Annotated in this window: 16 protein-coding genes; 2 read left to right on the top strand and 14 right to left on the bottom strand. The window is 37.9% G+C overall.

Features of this window, described 5'->3' with window-relative positions; translation table 11 throughout:
• Positions 1-83: 83 nt before the first annotated feature.
• The 5 genes from dnaK to ACIQXW_RS11395 form a co-directional block, all read right to left on the bottom strand.
• On the bottom strand, positions 84-1,925 hold the full coding sequence (gene dnaK / locus ACIQXW_RS11375) for a molecular chaperone DnaK (RefSeq protein ID WP_340823606.1): 1,842 nt from the start codon (positions 1,923-1,925) through the stop codon (positions 84-86).
• 76 nt (positions 1,926-2,001) lie between these two features.
• Positions 2,002-2,568 (bottom strand): nucleotide exchange factor GrpE, encoded by a 567-nt coding sequence (grpE, locus tag ACIQXW_RS11380; protein WP_401017837.1) that lies wholly within the window; start codon positions 2,566-2,568, stop codon positions 2,002-2,004.
• Positions 2,569-2,585: 17 nt separating this feature from the next.
• The gene (gene hrcA, locus ACIQXW_RS11385) at positions 2,586-3,614 is read right to left on the bottom strand and encodes a heat-inducible transcriptional repressor HrcA (protein WP_340823604.1); all 1,029 of its coding nucleotides are present in this window, start codon (positions 3,612-3,614) and stop codon (positions 2,586-2,588) included.
• Positions 3,615-3,703: 89 nt separating this feature from the next.
• Complete coding sequence (gene hemW, locus ACIQXW_RS11390) at positions 3,704-4,849, bottom strand: radical SAM family heme chaperone HemW (protein ID WP_402762150.1); 1,146 nt, start codon at positions 4,847-4,849, stop codon at positions 3,704-3,706.
• Between the two features lie 249 nt (positions 4,850-5,098).
• A complete protein-coding gene (locus ACIQXW_RS11395) occupies positions 5,099-5,506 on the bottom strand; it encodes a YhfM domain-containing protein (protein WP_340823602.1) in 408 nt (135 codons plus the stop codon).
• Positions 5,507-5,743: 237 nt separating this feature from the next.
• On the opposite strand from ACIQXW_RS11395, the gene rpoN reads away from it, so the two are divergent.
• The gene (rpoN, locus tag ACIQXW_RS11400) at positions 5,744-7,012 is read left to right on the top strand and encodes an RNA polymerase factor sigma-54 (RefSeq protein WP_402762153.1); all 1,269 of its coding nucleotides are present in this window, start codon (positions 5,744-5,746) and stop codon (positions 7,010-7,012) included.
• A gap of 117 nt (positions 7,013-7,129) precedes the next feature.
• On the opposite strand, the gene hutH is transcribed toward rpoN, so the two are convergent.
• The 8 genes from hutH to hutU form a co-directional block, all read right to left on the bottom strand.
• A complete protein-coding gene (hutH, locus tag ACIQXW_RS11405; RefSeq protein ID WP_402762156.1) occupies positions 7,130-8,635 on the bottom strand; it encodes a histidine ammonia-lyase in 1,506 nt (501 codons plus the stop codon).
• A 38-nt stretch (positions 8,636-8,673) separates the two neighbouring features.
• Positions 8,674-9,990: a Na+/H+ antiporter family protein gene (locus ACIQXW_RS11410; RefSeq protein WP_402762159.1), complete on the bottom strand. Its 1,317-nt coding sequence runs from the start codon at positions 9,988-9,990 to the stop codon at positions 8,674-8,676.
• Between the two features lie 20 nt (positions 9,991-10,010).
• Complete coding sequence (locus tag ACIQXW_RS11415; RefSeq protein ID WP_402762162.1) at positions 10,011-11,180, bottom strand: hypothetical protein; 1,170 nt, start codon at positions 11,178-11,180, stop codon at positions 10,011-10,013.
• 12 nt (positions 11,181-11,192) lie between these two features.
• The gene (locus ACIQXW_RS11420; protein WP_402762165.1) at positions 11,193-12,371 is read right to left on the bottom strand and encodes a M20 metallopeptidase family protein; all 1,179 of its coding nucleotides are present in this window, start codon (positions 12,369-12,371) and stop codon (positions 11,193-11,195) included.
• Between the two features lie 16 nt (positions 12,372-12,387).
• Positions 12,388-13,551, bottom strand: a complete 1,164-nt coding sequence (locus ACIQXW_RS11425) for a M20/M25/M40 family metallo-hydrolase (RefSeq protein ID WP_402762168.1) — start codon at positions 13,549-13,551, stop codon at positions 12,388-12,390.
• A gap of 15 nt (positions 13,552-13,566) precedes the next feature.
• Complete coding sequence (gene hutI / locus ACIQXW_RS11430; RefSeq protein ID WP_402762171.1) at positions 13,567-14,832, bottom strand: imidazolonepropionase; 1,266 nt, start codon at positions 14,830-14,832, stop codon at positions 13,567-13,569.
• 12 nt (positions 14,833-14,844) lie between these two features.
• Positions 14,845-16,182: a YjiH family protein gene (locus ACIQXW_RS11435; protein ID WP_402762509.1), complete on the bottom strand. Its 1,338-nt coding sequence runs from the start codon at positions 16,180-16,182 to the stop codon at positions 14,845-14,847.
• A gap of 93 nt (positions 16,183-16,275) precedes the next feature.
• Complete coding sequence (hutU, locus tag ACIQXW_RS11440) at positions 16,276-17,991, bottom strand: urocanate hydratase (RefSeq protein ID WP_401017861.1); 1,716 nt, start codon at positions 17,989-17,991, stop codon at positions 16,276-16,278.
• A gap of 290 nt (positions 17,992-18,281) precedes the next feature.
• Here hutU and ACIQXW_RS11445 point away from each other — a divergent pair, with 290 nt between their 5' ends.
• Positions 18,282-19,964: a sigma-54 interaction domain-containing protein gene (locus ACIQXW_RS11445; protein WP_401017863.1), complete on the top strand. Its 1,683-nt coding sequence runs from the start codon at positions 18,282-18,284 to the stop codon at positions 19,962-19,964.
• 246 nt (positions 19,965-20,210) lie between these two features.
• Here the strand turns inward: ACIQXW_RS11445 and ACIQXW_RS11450 are convergent, their stop codons facing one another.
• A complete protein-coding gene (locus ACIQXW_RS11450) occupies positions 20,211-21,077 on the bottom strand; it encodes a DUF5643 domain-containing protein (protein ID WP_402762174.1) in 867 nt (288 codons plus the stop codon).
• Positions 21,078-21,536 lie beyond the last annotated feature (459 nt).

Here is a 21,536-nt window from a genome sequence, read left to right on the forward strand (position 1 = left end):
AGGAAACAATTGTATAGAAAGAGAAAAGCCAAAGCCGCAAGCGGTCTTTGGCTTCTTCACTTTACTGTGCTGTTGAAAATTTCTTATTTGTCGTCTTTTACTTCTTCGAAGTCAGCGTCTACGATACCGTCGTCTTTTTTATCTGCTCCAGCATCAGGACCTGCTTCGCCACCTTGAGCCGCTTGTGCTGCAGCTGCAGCTTGTTCGTATACTTTCATTACTAGAGGCTGTAATACGCCTTCTAATTTTTCTTTCGCTGATTTAATACCTTCTAATTCGCCAGCTTCAAGCGCTTTTTTAAGCTCATCACGAGCATCCTCTACAGATTTCTTCTCATCTTCTGTAATTTGCTCACCTAAGTCAGCGATTGTTTTATCAACTTGGAATACTAATTGATCAGCTTCGTTGCGAACATCAGCTTCTTCTTTACGTTTTGCATCCGCTTCTGCATTCGCTTCAGCGTCTTTTACCATGCGTTCAATTTCATCGTCTGATAAACCAGAATCAGATTGAATAACAATTGTTTGTTCTTTATTTGTACCTAAATCTTTCGCTTTAACCGAAACGATACCATTTTTGTCGATATCAAATGTTACTTCGATTTGTGGAATACCACGTGGTGCTGGTGGGATATCCGCTAATTGGAAGCGACCTAATGTTTTATTATCCGCTGCCATAGAACGTTCACCTTGCAATACGTGAATATCTACTGCTGGTTGGTTATCAGCCGCAGTTGAGAATACTTGTGATTTAGATGTTGGAATTGTTGTGTTACGATCGATTAATTTTGTGAACACGCCACCCATTGTTTCAATACCTAAAGAAAGAGGTGTTACGTCAAGAAGTACTACGTCTTTCACATCACCAGTTAATACGCCACCTTGAACTGCAGCACCCATCGCTACTACTTCGTCAGGGTTAACGCCACGGTGAGGCTCTTTACCAGTTTCTTTACGTACAGCTTCTTGTACTGCTGGAATACGAGTAGATCCACCAACTAAAATAACTTGGTCAATTTCTGAAGTTGATAGGCCTGCATCAGATAATGCTTGACGTACTGGACCTACTGTACGGTTTACTAATGGTAATGTAATTTCATCGAATTTCGCACGAGTTAAAGAGATTTCTAAGTGTAATGGACCTGCTTCACCAGCTGTAATGAATGGTAAAGAAATTTGTGTAGAAGTTACACCTGATAAATCTTTTTTCGCTTTTTCAGCAGCATCTTTTAGACGTTGCATAGCCATTTTATCTTTAGAAAGGTCAATGCCGTTTTCTTTTTTGAATTCAGCTACTAAATATTCAATAACTGCGTCATCGAAATCGTCACCACCAAGTTTGTTATCACCAGCAGTCGCTAATACTTCGAATACACCGTCACCTAATTCAAGGATCGATACGTCGAATGTACCACCACCAAGGTCAAATACTAATACTTTTTGGTCTACATCTTGTTTGTCTAAACCATAAGCAAGTGCAGCAGCTGTTGGTTCATTGATAATACGCTCTACTTCAAGACCAGCGATTTTACCAGCGTCTTTTGTCGCTTGACGTTGCGCATCGTTAAAGTAAGCAGGCACAGTAATTACTGCTTTTGTTACTTTTTCACCTAAGTAATCTTCTGCATAGCCTTTTAAGTATTGAAGAATCATTGCTGAAACTTCTTGTGGTGTGTATTCTTTATCTTCCACTTTCACTTTTTCTGCTGTACCCATTTTTGATTTGATTGAAATAATTGTGTTTGGATTCGTTACTGATTGGCGTTTTGCTACTTCACCAACTTGTTTTTCACCATTTTTGAATGCTACTACAGATGGAGTAGTGCGGTTTCCTTCTGGATTTGGGATAACTTTTGGTTCTCCGCCTTCAAGTACAGATACACAAGAGTTTGTTGTTCCTAAGTCAATACCGATAATTTTGCTCATAGTAAAATTTCCTCCTATTATTAAAACGCAAAGCTGCGTTAATTAACTAAAATATTTTTTATTAATGATGCTTTGACTATTCGTTTACAGATACCATCGTTGGGCGTAATACGCGATCCTTTAAAATATAGCCTTTTTGCAACTCACGTAATACTACACCTTGTTCTTTTTCACTATCTTGTTCTTGCATGACAGCTTGGTGGACGTTTGGATCAAACTGCTCCCCTTCTGCTTTAATAACTTGCAAGCCTTCTTTTTCAGTTGCTTCCAATAGTGAACGGTAGACCATTTCGATGCCCTTTACAATTGATGTTGCTTCATCAGAAGTTGGTTCAATTTGCAAAGCACGTTCAAAATTATCTAATACCGGCAGTAAATCCGTTAATAGGTTTTGTGCACGATATTTTTCGGCAGCCTCACGATCAAGCTGTGAACGACGGCGTAAATTATCAAAGTCTGCACGCAAACGTAGGTGACGATTTTCCTCGTCATCTAGCTTCGCTTGCAACTCTGCCAGCTTTGCTTCATACTGCTCTTCCACTGTTAGTTCTACTTCTTGCGTTTCTGTTTGCTCTACAGTTGACTCGTTTTCAGCTTGTACATTTTCTTGTACAAGGTCTTTGTTTTCAGTTGTTTCAGTCACTTAAATCCTCCTCATTATCAATCACTACGATTCTTCGTAAAGGCTTGGGATAAATCCAAACGCATTACTTCAAGCAAAGCAACCACACGCTTGTAATCCATGCGTGTTGGACCAATAATTGCAATGGCTCCTTGTTGATCTTCACCTATTGAATAAGTCGTTGTTATGACACTACAGTTTTCCATTTCTAACTGCTTATTTTCCGAGCCAATACGAATATGAATACCCGATTCGTTCGGATGGAAGAGCGACTGCACTTGGCTAGTCGTTTCCATTAAGTCCAGAATCATTCGGACCTTATTTAAATCGTGGAATTCCGGCTGGTTGAACATATTTGTCTTGCCACCGTAGAAAATTTTACTTTCCGAATTTTGCATTGTAGCTGAAACGAGCGAATGGATAAAATCATCCGCAGATCGCACATGTTGTTGTAAAATGGCGAGTATTTCAATTTCCAACTTTTTATGGATTTCATCTAATGAAACACCAACTAAGCGTTCATTTAAGATGTTAACCATTTTTTCTAGTTCAGCAGCGGTAAAATTAGGTGGTAAACTAAACATGCGATTCTCAACATGACCGTTATTCGTTACGATAATCGCTACTGCAGCATCACTTGAGAGTGGCACAATAGAAAATCGCTTTACTCGATGCCTTTGGACATCTGGTCCTAAAAGAATCGATGTATACGATGTCAGCTCAGATAAAATATTGGCTGACTTTCGGATAATGTGCTCTACTTCTACTAGACGTTCATTGAATATCGATTGAATCTGCTGAATATCACGAGAATTAATGCCCTGTGGATTCAACAAATGATCTACATAAAATCTATACCCCTTTTCCGAAGGCACTCGACCAGAGGAAGTATGTGTTTTTTCTAAAAAACCTAATTCCTCTAAATCCGCCATTTCGTTTCTAATAGTGGCTGGACTAAATGTAATCTCATGTTTTTTTGAGATTTGGCGAGAACCTACCGGCTGTGCAGACATAATAAAATCATCTACGATTACTTGCAATATCTGTAATTGCCGATTTGTTAGCATGATTATCACCTCTGTTAGCACTCAACTAAGAGGAGTGCTAATACTATTAATAAGTTATCAAATCCCACATTTTCTGTCAACGATATCGCTCAATCTTCTAGTAAAAATTGTTGAAAAACTTCATTTCCGACAAAACGCCCCTTGCGCGTAAGACGAATGCCCACTGCATCATGCTCTAAAAGACCTTCTGAAACTAGTTTATCAATGACTTGACCATAGCGGCTCATCATCGGCTCCTTAAATCTTTCTTCATATATAGCGTGTGCAATCCCTTCCGTTTTACGCAGTCCTAAAAACATTTGCTCTTCTCGCTGTTCTGTTTCCGTCACGACGTGATCCTGCATAATCGGCAAATCCCCTGCACTAACAGCATCCATATATTTTTTTAAAGGGCCATGATTTGAATAACGTTTACCATTTATATAGCCATGTGCGCCTGCACCAAAACCAGCATATTCATCATTTTCCCAATATATTTTATTATGGGTAGAAGCAAAATCAGTTTTGGCAAAATTGCTAATTTCATATTGCAAAAGGCCATGCGATTGCATTTCTTGCATAAGCACCTCATACATATCCGCTTCTAAATCTTCCGTCGGTAAGCTCAGTTTCCCTTTTGCATACTGGTTATAAAAAATCGTTTTTGGTTCCACTATAAGGGAATACGCTGAAAAATGCGGTAGGTCAAGCGCAAACGCTTTTTCAAGTGAATCCTTCCATTGCTCCATTGTTTGACCTGGCAAGCCATACATTAAATCGATACTTAAATTTTTAAAACCAACCTTTTTTGCAAGTGCAATGGTGTCATAGACATGTGCATTGCTATGTGTGCGGCCAATTTTTTTTAATAATTCTTGGTTGAATGATTGCACTCCCATACTTAAACGATTGACGCCACCATCAAACAGAGCATGCATCTTTGCCTCTGATAATTCATCTGGATTCGCCTCTGATGTAAATTCTGTCACACTGTCCATCGGAATATACGTGCGAATCAGTTTGAGCAGTCTCGTCAATTGTTCTGGAGATAGAGCAGTAGGTGTGCCACCTCCAAGAAAAATAGTTTCAATTTGTTTAAAACTATGTGGAAATTTTTCAGTAGCAAGCGCCATCTCCTTGCCAAGTGTTTCTATATATTCATCTACAGGTTGATTTTTAAAGTAAAACTTGTTGAAATCGCAATAGTTGCAGATTTGATGACAAAAAGGAATATGAATGTAAACACCCCGTGCCATAGCTATCCCTTCTTTCTAGTTGAGTTTTTCCATTTCCCCATTATAAACAAACGTTATGGAGAACGCCATGAATCCATCCAGATACATGAACGACAGTAAAAACTAGTTAGTACAAAATGATAATAAACCTTCAATAATATTAAAAACATGAACATTGAATTGTTACTATAGAAAGAAACTATTAATGGTAGCTTTAAAGACCTTTTGAATAAAAGAAAATACCTCCTGGCAAAGCTTTGGAGTAAAATATTATTTAAGAAGATTAATTAACTGATCTGTTATTTCTTCTGAGATGGCATAAGTAATGTGTGTATCATTCACCTTCATTATGGTACTTTTTTGTCCTTTTTCCCCTAGCCATAGATGATAACCTTGCTTATTTCCGTCTGTATAACTGACTTTTAAATCAAACTCAGGCTCAGCCATATCCGCTATTCCTTCTCTCTTAACAGCGGTTGAGATGGCATTGTTAAATATATCGAGACTTTCTTTGTCTTTATATACAGTAAAAAAATTAGCATTCACTTTACCAAACCCACTTGATTTAGAGATACTGACCTTTGAAATATTTACCTCTGAAAATCTACTTTTATCATTTGATTGGCAAGCAACCAGAATGAATAACAATAATAAAACAAATAAAATAATTTTTTTCATATACCATCCCCTTATGCCATTATTTTACTATTAAACTTAGACGAAACAAATCCTTTTTAATAAGATTCGAACTATTGCTTTTTTTCGTAATAACAACAAAAGTGTAATGAAAATTAATCTTCTATGTAAATCTTTTCATAAAAGGTAAACAGCAAAAACTAGTATAAAGTTGATATTTATCTGAAAATTCACTTAGTTTTATGATATGCTAATAAAAAGTGATAGACAGGAGGATTCATGATGGAGCCAATTTTAAAACTACAACAGCAACAGAAAATGATGATGACACCTCAATTACAGCAGTCTATTGAATTACTACAATATAATACCCATGAGCTAGAAGAATTTTTATATGAACAACAATTAGAAAATCCGCTAATCGACCTACAAGCACCTACTTTTCAGGAAAAAGATTTTGGCACTACTTACAGAGCTTCTACAACAATGCCAAACGAATTTTATACAAAAATAGCTGAACCAAATGATCGCGAGGAATTATTACAATTAGCTACACTAACTTTCGTAGGTGAAGATTTACAACTTGCCCATACAGTCATTAAACATTTAGACCATAAAGGATATTCACCCGCACAGCTTGGGCAGATTTCAGCACAACAGCATGATCGTGCAATTCAACTATTACAGCAAATTGGACCTCCTGGAGTGGGTGCACGTAATTTGCAAGAATGTCTTTTGTTACAAATTGGCGAGAAGGACAATGATTTGCAACAACTTATTGAAAATGGTCTCGCTCTATTAGCAGAACGCAAATTTTCAGCGTTACAAAAAATACTACAGCTTTCGAAGGATCAGTTATCAGATTGCATTAATCGGCTACAACAACTAACACCGATACCATGTTCGATAAGCCAAGAGAATGATACGTTGTATGTAATACCTGACATTATCGTTTTTAGAGAAGACGGGACATTACAATTTAGTTTAAATGATAGCTCACTACCGACCGTTCAACTCAATGATAGCTATAAAAACATCGCTTCTTTTTTACCTAACTCTGAGCAAAAATATGTAAAACAACATTTTAAGCAATATAACTGGCTTATACATAGCTTACAGCAACGGCGACAAACAATTATTCAAATAATGTCCGTAGTTTTAGAGCACCAGCAAGCATTTTTCGTTCATGGCCTACCTTCTTTGAAACCGCTTACCTTACAAGATGTCGCTACACAAATTGACATGCATGTTTCAACGGTAAGTCGAGCCATTCGCAATAAACACATACAAACGCCTGTTGGAACCTATCTGTGGAAAGATTTATTTTCTTCTAAAATAGACAATACGCAAGCACAACATTCTCAAACGTCGATTTTGGAAATGATTAAAAATATAATTACAGCAGAAAATAAACAAAAACCGTTATCAGATCAAAAGATTGCTGAAATTTTAGCGAGCTCCCACCAAATTCATATTGCGCGACGCACTATTAGCAAGTATCGCGAGGAACTAGGAATACAAGCGGCGAGTAAACGTAAGGAATTATAATAAATTACTCAATACTTAACGTTCGAAGTCCTTTTGAAACGAAAAAGAGAGTACAAGAACGAAAAATGTTCCCATACTCATACAGAGTGCCAGGCACCCAAACAATTCAAACAATTTCTACCCAATCGTTAAAATATCATTACTATTCAATAAATAGTTTGCCAGTGCCTCTGTTTCTTCACCAATCGCTTTATCCCCTTTTAAAGGTGGACAGAATGACCGTACAATATCTAAATATTTACGTGTTATTGGTGCTAATTGTTGCTCTGCTTGTTCTAAATAAATAGCTTGAGAAGCGGCAATTAATTCAATGGCAAGCACCCGTGCACTATTATGCACAATCTGTCGCACTTGCCTTGCCGCAGTTGTGCCCATACTGACATGATCCTCTTGATTGCCAGAGGTAGGAATGGAATCGACACTCGAAGGATGCGCAAGTACTTTGTTCTCGGAAACAAGAGATGCTGCAACATATTGCACGACCATCAAACCACATTCAAGTCCTGGATCTGTTGCTAAAAATGGTGATAGCCCACTTAATTGAGGATTTACTAAACGCTCCGTCCTTCGCTCAGAAATATTCGCCCACTCCGCTACGCCTACTTTTAAAAAGTCCATTGCAAGTGCAATCGGCTGACCATGGAAATGTCCTCCAGATAACACCTCACCATTTTCTAACACAATCGGGTTATCTGTCGTTGCATTGATTTCCGTCTGCAAACGTTGCTGGACATAATCAAAACATTGCCAAGATGCACCGTGAACTTGTGGCACACAACGTATCGAATACGCATCTTGCATACGAACTGCACCTTGCGTCGTTATCCTTTGACTGCCATTTAGCCACTTTCGAATTCGATCACCAACCGTAGCAATTTCAGCATGAGGACGCACCGCCAATAAATCAGCATCAAATGCGGAAATAATACCCTGTAATGCTTCCATTGTTAGACATGCTGCCATATCCGCTACATAGCCAAGACGTTCAGCTTCATTAATCGTCATGACCCCTATGCCCGTCATCGCCTGTGTCCCATTTATTAACGCAAGCCCTTCTTTCGCTTGCAGGCGGACAGCGGTTAGCCCTACTTTTGTCAATGCTTCCTGTCCTGACATAACGTGTCCATTTAATTCTGCTTTGCCTTCACCAATTAACACTAATGCGATATGTGACAAAGGCGCTAAATCACCACTTGCTCCAACAGAGCCTTGGGATGGCACAATCGGATGAACATTATGATTAATTAAAGCCACTAATAATTGGAGTGTTTCTTGCCGAATGCCGGAGTATCCTTTTGCCAAAGCATTGGCACGTAAAACCATCATCGAACGAACAATGGTCGTTTCCAATGGCACCCCTACACCAACCGCGTCAGCGCGTAGCAAATTCAATTGCAATAATTCATTATCCGCTTCGGCAATTTGGACATCGCTTAGTTTCCCAAAGCCTGTATTTACTCCATAAATAGTATGTCCATCCGTTAATCTTTTTTCAATTCTAGCACGGCTTGCTTGCACTCTTTCTAAAGCATTCGGTGCAATGGCAACTTGAGCATCCCCCCTCGCTATTTGATCAATTTGTGTTGTCGTTAATGTATGTCCATCCAACTGAATAACTTCCATTTATAACTCCACCCCTTTTATTGTTACGGATCTTCCTTCTATAAAACCATTGCTGCGATAATGCCAAATATAAATAAAGGGATATTATAATGTAGGAATGTCGGTACACATGTATCCCAAATATGATTATGCTGTCCATCTGCATTTAACCCTGATGTCGGACCTAATGTACTATCAGACGCTGGAGAACCCGCATCCCCTAAAGCACCTGCTGTTCCAATAAGTGCAGCGGTTGCAAGCGCACTAAACCCGACTGTCGCGCACAACGGCACGAACACTACAGCTAAAATTGGAATAGTCCCAAAAGAAGTTCCAATTCCCATCGTTACAAGTAAACCGATAAATAATAAGAGGATAGCCATAATAAGTTTACTTTGCCCTGTCATACCAGTCATTGCTTCCACAAGCTCCGTAATGGCATTTGTTTCTTTTAAAATCGTTGCATAGCCTGAGGCAATGAGCATAATAAAGGCAATAACCCCCATTAGTTTCACGCCATTTTGAACCACTTCTTCACTATCTTTAATAAAGACTACACGGCCAACAAACATAATGATAATGCCTGATAATGCGCCTAAAACTAGGGAGCTTAATGATAATTGAATGCCAAGTGCCACAAAAATTGCGACGATCGCTATCCATCCTTTAACATCCAAAGTAGCCTTTTTATTTTCTTTCTTTGCTTGCTCATAATCTTTAATATCTTCTTCAAGCTGTTGATATTCTCGAGGCTTTCGATAAGAAATAAAGACAGCAATCGCTAATCCAACGAACATGCCAATGGCTGGAATGGCCATCGCTTTCGGTATTTGACTTTGAACAATGGTCATCCCATTAGCTGTCATCTCATTGGCAATAATCCCTTGAAATATTAATCCATAACCAACAGGAATCCATAAATAGGGCATTTTCAAGCCAAACGTTAGGGCAGATGCCAATGCACGACGATCCATTTTTAATTGATTAAAGAAAAATAAAAGTGGCGGTATCAATATTGGAATAAAGGCAATATGTACGGGAATCAGTGTACCTGATAAACACGCAATGATTGCCAACGCAAATATTAAAATGTATTTATTCGGTTTTTCAAGTGACAATAATTTTTGTATAAGAATGTTTGCTAAGCCGGAATGCGCGATTAATGCAGCAAAAATTCCTAACAATATATAACTTAAAGCCGTCTCAGACTGACCGCCCATACCACTAATAAAGATAGATATTGTTTCAGAAAGCGATAAATTCGCAACAAGCCCTGCAACAATTGCCGCAATTATTAATGCAAAAAGCACATGAATGCCACATAAACTTAAAACGGACAACACAATGACTGAGATTAAAACAGGATTATCTAACATCTACATCCCCACTGTCTGTTTTATATTGTTTTAATCAAAATACTTGCTATAATAACGCTTCCCAAGGTCACTGTCGTAAACCCTCCAACAAGCATTGGCGTAATAATTTCATTGAATATTCTTTTCTGTTCCTCTTCTGTTTTGCCAATGCTCCTACTTACTTCCTCACATACAATGTAATCACCTGGAAAGCCGAATGTAGACGTTAATGCGACAGGAATCCCGAGAAAAGGATTCACCTTCAATAGCTTAGATCCTAATAATCCCCCTAACAAAATGCCAAGTACCCCTACGAAAAGAATCGTTAAGACAGCAGGTAACTTATCAATAAACATCTCAAAAGTAATATCATTCATCATGCCGATAATGATAAAAATAATGCCCGCCATCCCTACAGTAAAACTATTTGATTTCTCCATAACACGTTCAGGATAAAATTTCACTAAGCGACCAATAATACCAATTGCCAACGCCCATAAGCTATACGGAATACCAGTATATTTAGCTAATACAACTGCAATCGCACCACCAATAAACAACATAAATAGTAGTACTAAAGGAGTTTGATATTTTTTCGGTATTAATAATTTCTCATCATTTTCTTGATCAAACGCAACATTGCCAGAGGCTTCGAATGCACCGCTTTTCATTTGCTCGTTAATCGTAGTAGCATGTTTGCGTAACAATAGATTAGCTAGCGGAATACCAATTAAAGACTGCAAAGCCATAATTAATGCAGGGATGGTCAATAAACTAGCTAAACCCAATTCTTTTATACCCTCTGAAGTAATTAAAACTGCAATAATGCCTCCATTTAAAGGTCCTGTACCTGCAACCGCTGTTTGATAATCAAAAAAAACGGTCACAATCGTTAAAATAAAGAGCGAAGCAAAAAACATGCCCATAATTGCAATTAATACAGCCCTCCATTGCGAGCGAATCATACGTAAAGGAATTAAAGTTCCCATATGAACTAAAATAGGAGCCGTTCCTAATAATGCGCCAACTGTTAAAAATGTCGAGTTTTCAAGCAAATCTTTTGGAAAAATTCCAAGCCACAATAAAATCAAATAGCCCATCATTGCCACAAAAAGCATCGGTACTCTAGCTTTACTAATAACGGAAATGATTTCTCCTAGCGCAATGAGCCCTAAAATAATCATCGCTGCAATTACAGGTTCTTGAACCATTCTATCTCCCCTTTAACTATTCAATGTTAAAGCTGTATGAACAAAAAGTTTTAAGCCAATTGCTAATGAATCTTCATTAACTGCAAATCTAGGATGATGATGAGGATAATTTAATGTGTCATCGTCAAAAGCTGCTCCAATCGCGATAAATACACCAGGCACTTTTGTTAAAAAAGCCGAGAAATCTTCTCCACCCATAAACGGGCCGATGTGTAAAATGGTCTCTGGAGTAAAATACTGTTGTATAACCTCTTCCACTACGGCAGTTAGTTGTTCATCATTTATGACTGATGAATAACCGTTATGATATGTTAAGTTATAATCAGCACCATGTGCAGCAACGGTATGTTGAACTAGCATTTCTATTTGTTGGGCAATGCCTTCTCTCACTTGCTGTGAGAATGTTCGCACACTCCCACCTATTACTAACCGATCTGGAATAATATTTTTGGCACTGCCCGCATGAAACTCCGTTACCGCGAGTACCGCTCGCTCTTGCGCATCAATTTTTTGCGGAATAATTTGATGTAATACATTTGTAATTTGCGACCCTATTAAAATCGGATTAATAGAATCTTGAGGTTGAGAAGAGTGCCCTCCCTTTCCGATTATTTCTAAGTCAAATGTATCTGAATTGGCTGTAAAAGGTCCTGCACAAATGCCTATTTTTCCTGTCGGAAGTGTTGAAAATAAATGCAATCCTATAACGTGATCTGCACCATCTACTACACCAGCTGCCACCATTTCTTTCGCGCCACCTGGAAATAATTCCTCTGCATGCTGAAAGATGAATCGAATTTCTCCTTTTAATGATTGCTTCAACGTAGATAAAATTTTAGCAGTGCCTAGTAACATAGCGGTATGTCCATCATGTCCACAAGCATGCATAACACCTGCAACTTTAGAAGCGAATGGTAAATCTGTTTCTTCTTGAATCGGTAAAGCATCCATATCTGCTCTTAACGCTAAACAATTTCCTGGTAAATTCCCCTTTAAAACAGCTAACACACTTGTCTTTGTCGGCCTTGTTACGACTAAATTTCCAAATGAAATTAACTGATTGTAAACAAAATCTGCGGTAGCATATTCTTCATATGACAGTTCAGGATTTTCATGTAAATATCTTCTCCACTGTAAAATTTGCGGTACCACTTGCTCTATTTCTTTCGCTACATTTAAAGTGCTTGTCATGTAACACTCTCCTCCTTTAATTTTTATGGCGCTCATACCACTGCTCAATTAATGCCGCTGTTAATCTACCAGTATTGACTAAGTTTTCAATACTAATATTCTCTCTAAATGAGTGAATATTCTGAAATCCGTTCCCGAGCGTAATACACGTCAATCCATGTTCATTTAATACATTCGTATCTGCGCCGCCCAATGTTTTCGTTAAATAGGATGAAACACGAATATTATTAGCCGCTTTTTTTACAGTTTTAACGAGATCATCTTCCTCAGAAATATTAAAACCAAGATACTTTTCTTCAATGCGCACCTCGACAGTGCCTTGATGTTTCTGTGCTGCTGTTTCCATCGCCATTTGCATCTGTTTTAATTGTGCATCCAATTTCTCTTTTGAAAAGCTTCTTACTTCGCCACCAAGTGTAACTGAACCTGGTATTATCGATGTAAGCTCTCCACCACTTATAATTCCTATATTTGCTAATGTTTCACTATCAATTTCTCCTAGCTCCATTGATAAAAGCCCTTCAGAGGCAATGATAAATGCATTATTCCCTGCATCCGCATTTAACGCAACATGGGCAGCATTACCTTTCACAGTGAACCAAATTCTACTACTGTATGGACCTTGTAAAATGATTTGGCCAACATCCCCGCTACTATCAAAAATATAACCCTTTTTACTTTTTATCTTGTTATAATCCATATATTTTGCACCTACTAAACCTGCCTGTTCATTTACAGTTAAAATGAATTCAATCGGTCCATGTGGGACACTACTTTCATTAATGGCACGCATCGCTTCGATATAAGAAGCAAGTGCCGCTCGATCATCCGCCCCTAAAATCGTCGTACCATCTGAATAAATAATCCCATCCTTGATGATAGGCTTGAGGTGTTCTGTTGGTAACACCGTGTCCATATGCGTAGAAAAGAATAAAGGTGGAATGGTATCATCTGTTCCTGGATGCCAAGCAATTAGATTTCCAACTTCACCATTAAAATGTTCATGTGCTTCATCAAATTTTAATTGAAAGCCAAGCTTCGGTAATTCTTTCTTTAAATACGCTGCTACTAGACTTTCCTTGCTACTAGGACCATTAATTTGAGCCATTTCTAAAAACAATTGCACTAACTTATCCTCATCTACATGTGACGCCGCCTTCGATGCAAATTCAATTGTCATTACTAGTTCTCCCTTCTAACTGAATGTACTTTCCATTGCCCATGACCCTTTACTGATGACAACTTGCCCTCTTTTTATAACCGTATCTACAATATTCGTCCCAAGTTCATATGCTACATGCTTATAATTTGGCACATCCCATATTTGAATATCTGCCATTTTTCCAATTTCTAACGTCCCTCTATCTGTAAGATTTAGAGCCTTTGCGGCCATTTTTGTCGCTGCCTTAATGGCTTCCTCTACTGAAAATTGATAAAGTCTACATGCTAGATTTATAACAAAGGACATAGAAGTTGTATAACAAGCAGGGCACATATCTGTTGCTAGCGCTATATGCATACCATTATCGAGCATTTTACGAGCAGCAAATGGTTTGTGATGGGCAACGGCAAAATCTAATGCAGGCATTAATACACCGACGACTCCAGCTTTCGCTAGTTGGGCCATTACGGTCTCGGGTGTGTAATTGAGATGGTCAATGGAAATCATTTTCATACGTGCAGCTAAATCTGAACCACCGATATACGAATAGGCATCTGCATGAATTTTTGGTAATAATCCATGTGCTAAGCCCGCTTGTAAAATACGCTCCGATTCAAGTTCAGTAAAATAGCCTTCATCACACCAAACATCACAGAACTCTGCTAAATTATGTTGAGCTACTTGCGGAATCATAACATCAACAATTTCATTCACATACTGTTCCTTTGTTAAATGATCTGGAATACCGTGCGCACCTAGAAATGTATTAACCACATCAATGGCTGTCTGGTCGTTTAAACGTCGACCTACACGTAAAATTTTTATCTCACTTTCTAGTGTTAAACCGTAGCCACTTTTACTCTCTACTGTTGTTGTCCCGTGTTTAAGCATCGTCATTATTCGTTTTTTCGCTTGTTCCAAAAGCTCTTCCTCAGAAGTATCTCGCGTAAGTTCGATTGTTCGATTTGGTCCTGTTTTTATAGCAAGCTTTTTTAAATTATCTGCAATATTACCAGTGAGTTTTGCAGCGTACTCCTCTACTCGACTACCATGAAACACGAGATGTGTGTGCGCATCAATATAGCCAGGAGCGACTACTTTCCCACTTGCATCAATACTGTTATTGTTATCAACTACATATCGTTGTACAAGCTGTTGATGGCTACAAATATCGATGATTTTTTGACCATCTATAACAACTGCTTGATCGGTTAAAACTTGAAAGTCTTGCATGTTGTCACCTGTACAAGGCAATATTTGTGCTGCATTTTGAATTATCATGTCTGGTCTTTTTAACACACGACCACTCCTTTACAATAGTAAATAGGCGATAGGCGTGACGATAATGAGCGTTAAAACTGTTCGTACAAACCATACCGCAATCATTTTGCCTAAAGAAATGGGAATTTCCGTTGATAGAATACAAGGAATTAATGCAGAGAAAAAGAGAATAGCAGATATTGATAACGTTCCAACAATGAATCGCGTCTCTATTGCACTATCAACAGCAACAAGTGAAGGTAAAAACATATCGATTAAATTAATGACGGCCGCTTTTGCAACAATTAATGGCTCCGCTATTTGTAGTAAGTAAGTAATAGGTACAAACAAATAAGCTGCATAATCAAATATAGGCGTGTTATTGACAAGCCATAAACCGATTAAGCCGATTGACATAATTGTTGGTAGTATCCCCATTGCCATTACTAAGCCATCTTTCACATTGTCCTTCATACTTTGCCACAGATTCGGCGCATTTTCAGCCGTCTGTAACGCCTCTCTCCATGCACACTGCAAACGCTTCTCCTTTACAGTTTTCTCCACATCCCCATCCATCTGGTTGTAATAGTCCGTACTCATATTACGAATTGGCCAAATCCGAACACTAATGGCTGTTACTAAAAAGGTCACGAGGAAGGTAACCCAAAAATAAAGATTCCAAATATCCATTAATCCAAGTGTTTTTGCAACAACAATCATAAAGGTAACTGAAACTGTCGAAAATCCTGTAGCTATAATGACCGCTTCTTTTGTTGTATACTTTCCTTCCTTATAAATGCGGTTAGTAATTAATAAACCGATGGAATAGCTCCCGACAAAGGAGGCAACTGCATCAATGGCGGAGCGACCAGGTGTTTTCCAAATTGGTCGCATAATCGGCTGCACTAAAATACCGATAAACTCCAGCAAGCCATAACCGACCAACATAGCTAAAAATATGGCACCAATTGGAACTAAAACACCGATTGGCGTAAGTAGTGAGTTGTACCAATAGGGTCCCATATCTGCAGCTAACAGCCAGCTCGGACCAATTTTGAAAACAACTAAAACGGAAGCGATAGCACCCATTATTTTCAATGTAGAAATGACCATTTCGACAACGGAGCGATTCCACGTTTTTTTATAAAAAGGGTAAACAGCACCCGCAACAACAATGACTAAAATATAGTAAACAATAACTGACGAAAACTGCGTCCGGATAAAGGTTACTAAATGATCGAGCGGTATTGTCTTCTTACCATTTAAGGTAATAGAGATAAAGAACATGAAAATGCCGAACAAGCTAAAAGCAAAAAATTTGTAGATGGCTGATTTCTTATAATTAGGAGCGACGTCAACTAGAAGACTATCAAAATCCACAGGTGTCATATCTGCTTTTTTCATGTACATTCCTCCTTTTTAATGAACAAGAGGCCAGCGTTTCTCATTAGTTATTGCACCAGCCTCTTTTCCACAAATACATTACACTTTTTCTTTTACTAAATCTTTTGGACCAAATGTAGCTGTTGGCTCCCACCATAATGGGATTTGAATGCTTTCATCGGTTAATTTCCCTTTACCATTCGCTACATCTTTTGCTGTTTCATAGCCCGCTTGTGCATGACGTACAACCCCTATACCAGAATCTACTGTCATCGCTACTTCTAAGCGCATATCCGATTCCTCTGTTCCATCAGCAATCATCGTCACACCTGTATGAACGGCCTCTCCCATTGAATAGTTAGCTTGAAGAGCGATTAAATCACACATCCCAACTGCATTTAATAAGCCATTTAAAACTGGCCAGTCAGAAATTAAATCTCCACCATCCTTCATATTTTCAGATTCAAACGTTGGATTGACTATGGAACCAGAATCTAAATTATCGCGAGAGAAGGCGACAGGTCCACTTAACTCCCCTCGGCGTATCATATCGTTAACTTCCAATGCGAACTTTTTACGCTGTCCAAAGCCCATATAACAAATACGAGCAGGTAAAGCTTCTATCGGAATATGCTCCTTCGCTAACTTTATCCAACGCGTAACAAGTAAATCATCACTAAATTTTGCTAAAATCATATCGTCTATTTTACGTAAATCCTCAGCTTCACCGGACATACAAATCCAACGGAATGGCCCACGTCCCTCGCAGAATAATGGACGAATATATTCTGCTACAAATCCAGGTAAACGCTTCGCCTCTTTCTCATCAAATCCAGCATCAATACATTCTTTACGAATACTTGTGCCATATTCAAACGAGTGAACGCCTTTATCAAGTAATGCTATTAATGCCTTCAGCTCGCGAATCATCGTATGGCGTGCTTTTTCTAAGTATGCTAGACGATCTTTATCACGTAGCGCGTCTGCCTCTTCAACACTGTAGCCAGCTGGTAAATAGGCAATCGGGTCATGTGCAGGTGTCATAGATGTTGCAATATGTGGTAGGAAGCCAAGTTCTAATGTTTTTTCGAAAATATCTGCTGCATTACCTACCACCGCTATGCCAAGCGCTTCTCCAGCAGCCGCTTTTGTTTTTGCTAGTTCAATCGCCTCTTCTAATGAATCTACAACAATATCAATAAAGCCCTTTTCAATACGGCGATTAATAATGTCGATATTGGAATCACATAAAATAGCTACACCACCATGCATTGTCATCGCACGTGTCTGGTTGCCACCCATACCGCCTGCACCAGCAGTCAATAAAATTTTCCCAACAAGTGAATCGTTATAATGCAATCGCGCAATTGCCGAAAGCGTTTCAAATGTCCCTTGAATGACACCTTGTGTACCGATATATTCCCAAGGTGCCGCTGTATAATTGGCATACATTGTTAAGTTCTTTTCTTGTAAATCATAAAATGTTGGCCAATCTGCCTTCATAATATTTGTCGTCGCCATAACAACAGTTGGTGCATATTTATGAGTTTTAAAAACAGCAACTGGCATCCCAGATTGCACAACAAGAGTTTCATCATCTTCTAAATTTTTTAAGGAATCTACAATGGCATGATAGGACTCCCAGTTACGAGCTGCCTTCCCAATCCCGCCGTATATCACGAGTTCTTCAGGTTTTTCAGCATTTTCCATATTATTTTCTAGCATTCTTAAAATAACTTCTTGACGCCAACCTTTGCATCGTAATGTATTTCCTCGCTGAGCCTTTACTGAATATAAAATTTCTGGTTTTGTCATTGATAATTCCTCCTTTTTTGTGACTACACACTTTAATAATGCAAATAGCGTGCCAACTTTTAAAAACACACAAAAAGTTTATTAAAAAGTGATATTCATTGCGTTTCCAACATGAAGTACATACATATTCGGCATTTGTTATTGTCACGAATTGGAAAGTAACTGCAGATAATTTTTGCACCTCTTTAATTTTCTGTATATTGTTTTTATTCAGAAAATATTTGTGATACGATTAAGGACAAAGCAGATAAATTTTGCATGCAAAATAACGAGAGAAAGTAGGTTTTTGTATGATTAAGGAATTGCAGCGTTATACAGCATTTTTAGGCGCGAATATCATTGCACTAGACAACTCTTTCAAGGTGAAATGGTGGCATTTCAATGAAAGTATCTCGTTAAATATTCAAGTTGATATGCCAATAGAAATCTTTGCTGCCATTGATGTGACAAGCTTGCATCAGCCGCAACAATTGCAAATACAAGAACAGCTTTTATCTTTTACAATAGAGCCTTTTTATTTTCCAGAGCAATTTTTTATTGTTTCAGTAGAAAACTTAATAGATTTCCAGTATTCATTACAAAATAAAGTTTTTGTCCTAGAGGAAATTATTGAGCATTTAGATGAAGGGATTATTGTAAGCAATGAAGATGGGGACATTATTTATTACAATGAGGCACTTGCTAAAATGGAGGAGCATAAAAAAGAGGACATGCTTGGCAAGAAGCTGTGGGATGCATACAACTATCAAGATCGTAGACTATCAGAGCATAATCATATTTTAAAAACAGCGAAACCAATTTATACGAAATACAGAGCTCATGCCTATTCAGAAAATGAACCTAAATTTGTAGGCTACAGTTCTTTCCCTATTCAAAAGGATAATAAAACAATTGGTGTTTTTTCAATTACACATACGGAAAAAAGCTTACGAAATCAATTACAACAAACATTGGATTCCAAACGTGAAACAATGGAGGTACCAGAAGAGGTCAAACGTAATAACGGTACGATTTACACATTCCAAGATATAAAAGGAAACAGTGACGAACTCCTTCAAACGATATCCGAAGCTAAAAATATTGCAAATTATAATACGGATACGTTAATTGTCGGTGAAACTGGGACAGGTAAAGAATTATTTGCTCAAAGTATGCATAATTTAAGCCCACGCGTAACAAAGCCCTTCGTTGCGATAAATTGTGCCGCCATCCCTGTTACGCTGTTGGAGAGCACGCTTTTCGGCTCAGTTAAAGGGGCATTTACTGGTGCTACAAATCAAGAAGGTCTTTTTGAATATGCAAAAGATGGGACACTTTTTCTAGACGAAATCAATTCACTACCAATGGAGCTTCAACCAAAATTAATGCGTGTCTTACAAGAACGTGCTGTTCGACGTGTTGGCAGTAACACACTTATCCCTATTGAATGTACTGTGTTTAGCGCATCCAATGAAGACCCTGAGCTTCTTACTGTTGGCGAGCGAATGCGACTTGACCTATTTTATCGCATTGCTCATTCAAGTATATATATCCCTCCACTGCGTGAGAGACCAGAGGATATACTTTTCTTTATCCAGCATTTTTTACATAAAAATGTGCTGAAATATATGAAGGCCAATATCACCATTAAACCTGAACTTTATCAGATACTTGTAGCCTACGATTGGCCAGGCAATGTACGTGAACTGGAGCATTTAATAGAAAACCTCGTAATACAAGCAAGCTCTGACAGCGATATTACAGAAGATATGCTGCCACGTTATTTAAAAAATAAAATATCCATAAAAGGAGCCCCTTCAAAAAAGCGCCCTTTTAAAGCACTTATGCATACAAATGAAGAGCAGTACATTCGAAAAGTGCTGCAACAGTGTGATGGAAATATATCAGCTGCCGCGAAGCAATTAAATATATCCCGACAATCATTGCAGTACCATATGAAAAAACTCGCGATTCAAAAAGAAGAGCTCATTTAAAATAAAAAGAGACTGGGACAAAGAGAAAAAGTGTTAGATTGATTGCAATCTAACACTTTTTTGCTGCGCCTGATGTCCGCTACGGCGGTTGCTTTCTGCGGGCAAACGAAATTGTTTGAGTGCCTGGCACCGCCCTCCGTGAAATCGCCGATAGAAGCCCAGGTATCGCCGGTTAGACACGAGAAATCGCCTGTGAAAACCCGGGTATCGCCGGTTAGACTGGAGAATCGCCTGGAAATATCAAATTCATTTCCCACGAATTTTGATAGCTGGCCCAAGTTCAATATCCCCTGTCGTAACAGGAATTAACTTATATGTTTTATCTGATAAATATTGTGCATCAAAGCGAACTCCCCACTTTGTATGCGCTTCATTCAATGTATATGAAGAGTCAGGACGCCATGTTTTTCCTGACTCAGTTAAAATTTTAAAGTCAATGGTTTCATTCAATATTTCCTTCGTTTCAAAATATACCGTAGTAGAAATCGGTGTAGAAACAACATTACCTACTTTTATTTCTTGACCGTCATTCAGCTTAATAGTTTTATTAACAGCGATTACTTTTCGATCCTCTTGCAATTGCTTTTGGGAAGCTTCTACTTCAAATGCCCAAGGCTCCTCGATTGGTTTTTCCCAATTCCAATCGTTATAAAGAATTTTAAGTTGCAGTATTTCATCTTTCGGTAAATCACGCATCTTCACGCTGCTATAGATTGTATAGGTTGATGCTGACTGTGCAATGGTCTGGCCCCCATTTCGAACCATATAATCTTGCCCATTCACTAGTACTTGTGGAAAGAAAAATACTTGATAGTTGAAATTCATTCCTTTAGCTGGCTCAAATGTTGCATTTAGTAATAGTTGATTATCATCAATCATCACCTCATTTAAGGTCAATTGCCCAAAATCATTTTTAGTTGTTTTACCTACAAGTGTTTTATAGGCCGAAAAATCCGACTTATCACTTTTATTAAAAATAGAGGAGACGAACCGAGTACTTGCCAACATTACACCGGCAACTACTAAAACACTTATTACAATAATCACCCATCTTTTTCGTTTTCCACTTTTTCCAAGATAGTCGACTTCATGTACATGTGGCTCAACTGGCAATTAAACACCTCCCATTTCAAAATCTATCGACGTTATCTCCTATTATTTATTGTAATAACGAGTTATGCATTATATAACCAACAACCCCCATTACAAAAAATTAGGGGTTTCTCAGATAGTCTAAAACACATCTCTGATTATAAAAAATAAGTAAAAAGACTCATAAGAAAAACAGTAATTTATTATGTTATTTTTTCATAGCTAATAGTATCTATTTTACATTTAATTATATTAAGAAAACATTAATAAATCCTTTTACTAGGACCTTCGATGGGATAAATATTAATAAAAGTTAAAAAACAACGTAATCTTATGTTAGCAAATCATTCTTCAAATATAATGAAAATATTTTCTAATAATTTAAAATAGTAGAAATTTAATATCCTAGTCAAATATGAATATATTTCCCATAAGAATATGTTATTATGGCTTTAGTAAATTGTACTATTATTATCTAAA

It is taken from the genome of Lysinibacillus sp. NPDC097162 (assembly GCF_044762185.1).
GTDB lineage: Bacteria > Bacillota > Bacilli > Bacillales_A > Planococcaceae > Lysinibacillus.

Excerpts from the sequence above, each read along its gene's own strand:
- ACIQXW_RS11425 (WP_402762168.1), bottom strand. The coding sequence starts at position 13,551 with ATGACAATTGAATTTGCATCGAAGGCGGCGTCACATGTAGATGAGGAT.
- hemW (WP_402762150.1), bottom strand. The coding sequence starts at position 4,849 with ATGGCACGGGGTGTTTACATTCATATTCCTTTTTGTCATCAAATCTGC.
- ACIQXW_RS11415 (WP_402762162.1), bottom strand. The coding sequence starts at position 11,180 with ATGGTTCAAGAACCTGTAATTGCAGCGATGATTATTTTAGGGCTCATT.
- ACIQXW_RS11435 (WP_402762509.1), bottom strand. The coding sequence starts at position 16,182 with ATGACACCTGTGGATTTTGATAGTCTTCTAGTTGACGTCGCTCCTAAT.
- ACIQXW_RS11395 (WP_340823602.1), bottom strand. The coding sequence starts at position 5,506 with ATGAAAAAAATTATTTTATTTGTTTTATTATTGTTATTCATTCTGGTT.
- hutU (WP_401017861.1), bottom strand. The coding sequence starts at position 17,991 with ATGACAAAACCAGAAATTTTATATTCAGTAAAGGCTCAGCGAGGAAAT.
- ACIQXW_RS11420 (WP_402762165.1), bottom strand. The coding sequence starts at position 12,371 with ATGACAAGCACTTTAAATGTAGCGAAAGAAATAGAGCAAGTGGTACCG.
- ACIQXW_RS11445 (WP_401017863.1), top strand. The coding sequence starts at position 18,282 with ATGATTAAGGAATTGCAGCGTTATACAGCATTTTTAGGCGCGAATATC.
- rpoN (WP_402762153.1), top strand. The coding sequence starts at position 5,744 with ATGATGGAGCCAATTTTAAAACTACAACAGCAACAGAAAATGATGATG.
- dnaK (WP_340823606.1), bottom strand. The coding sequence starts at position 1,925 with ATGAGCAAAATTATCGGTATTGACTTAGGAACAACAAACTCTTGTGTA.
- hrcA (WP_340823604.1), bottom strand. The coding sequence starts at position 3,614 with ATGCTAACAAATCGGCAATTACAGATATTGCAAGTAATCGTAGATGAT.
- ACIQXW_RS11410 (WP_402762159.1), bottom strand. The coding sequence starts at position 9,990 with ATGTTAGATAATCCTGTTTTAATCTCAGTCATTGTGTTGTCCGTTTTA.
- hutH (WP_402762156.1), bottom strand. The coding sequence starts at position 8,635 with ATGGAAGTTATTCAGTTGGATGGACATACATTAACGACAACACAAATT.